At 60.2% G+C, this 1648-nt stretch carries 1 protein-coding gene; it reads left to right on the top strand.

Translation table 11 applies throughout. The annotated features are described in order from the left end of the window. Positions 1–100: 100 nt before the first annotated feature. Complete coding sequence (locus tag ACMGE0_RS33455; protein ID WP_436820153.1) at positions 101–1474, top strand: ISNCY family transposase; 1374 nt, start codon at positions 101–103, stop codon at positions 1472–1474. Positions 1475–1648: the final 174 nt, after the last annotated feature.

The following is a 1648-nucleotide window of genomic DNA, read 5'->3' on the forward strand; positions in this document are numbered from 1 at the left end:
TTATGTGATTATTGGATGTAGCCGCAAAGTTGAAGTGTCCTGTTTCTGCAAAGTTGGAATGTCACACTCCCCCGGCCTGAAGATGCCTGGGAGATTGCGGATGGGATTGATTGCGATGAGCGAGCGTGACCTGCAGCGGATCGAGATTCTTTCGAAAGTGATCGCCGGCCGGATGACGCTGGTGTCGGCGGCACATGTGCTTGATCTGAGCGAGCGCCAGGTGCGTCGGCTGCTGGAGCGGATACGAACTGGCGGCGCGGCATCGATCCGGCACAAGGCGATCGGCCAGCCGTCGAACAACCGGATCAGTGACGGGGTTCGCGATTATGCGGTGACGCTGGTTCGCGAACGCTATGCGGATTTCGGGCCGACCTTGGCGACGGAGAAGCTTGCCGAGCGCGATGGCTTGCGTGTGTCACGCGAGACTGTGCGCAACTGGATGGTCGATGCCGGCCTTTGGCTGTCGCGCAAGCAGCGACGGACGTTTCATCAGCCGCGGCTGCGACGCGAGGCCTATGGCGAGCTGGTGCAGATCGATGGGTCGGAGCATCGCTGGTTCGAGGATCGCGGACCGCCTTGCTCGCTGCTGGTGTTCGTCGACGATGCGACCGGCAAGTTGATGCAATTGCGCTTCGTGCGTTCGGAAAGCGCCTTCACCTATTTCGAGGCGCTGGCGCTCTATCTCAAGCGTCACGGCGCACCGGTTGCCTTCTACTCGGACAAGCATTCAGTGTTCCGGGTGGCGAAGAAGGATGCCAAAGGCGGCCAGGGCATGACCCAGTTCGGGCGTGCGCTTTGCGAGCTAAACATCGAGATTCTCTGCGCAAATTCCAGCCAGGCCAAGGGCCGTGTCGAGCGGATGAACCGGACGCTGCAAGACCGATTGGTCAAGGAGCTGCGGCTGGCTGGCCTCGACAGCATGGAGGCGGGCAATGCGTTCTTGCCGGGCTTCGTGGAGGACTACAATGCGCGCTTTGCGATCACCCCTGCCCGCCCAGACGACCTGCACCGGCCGATGAACCTGGCGCCGGATCGGTTGACTGAGATCCTGTGCAAGCGCGAGCAGCGCTATGTCGGATCGCAGCTGACCTTTTCGTTTGAACGCAAGCGGATCATGCTGGAGGAGACCGAGGTGACGCGCGGTCTGGCTGGCCGCTATGTCGAGACCTATGCCTATGCGGACGGTCGTCTGGATGTGCGGTGGAAAGGCTATTCCCTGCCCTACTCGGTGTTCGACAAGGACCAGCGGGTGACGCATGCAGCGATCACCGAGAACAAGCGGCTTGGTGATGTTTTGGCCTATATCAAGGAACGACAGGAGCAGCAGGACAAGCCGATCGTAAAGAGCAATAGCGACAAGAATGGCTACATCAAACACGCTCGTGGGCCGGGCCGGCGGAAGGACTTCATGAGTGATCCGGCGGTGATTGCTCGGCGGGAGAAAGCGCTGTCGCGGCGGCAGGCTGCGGAGTGAGGTGTCGATCGGATAGTCTCAAAGCTAAAGCCGAAGAGGTGCCTTTCACCCGCCCCGATCTGATCTTGCAACCGGATCAGCCGGTCAGATCGGGGCTGGTCGTCATGCCGTGTGGCAGCAAAAGTGACATTTCTACTTTGCGCAAAAGCGGACATTCCAACTCATCCCCCACAT

Origin of the sequence: Neorhizobium descurainiae (assembly GCF_051400715.1) — a bacterium.
Classification (GTDB): Bacteria; Pseudomonadota; Alphaproteobacteria; order Rhizobiales; family Rhizobiaceae; genus Neorhizobium.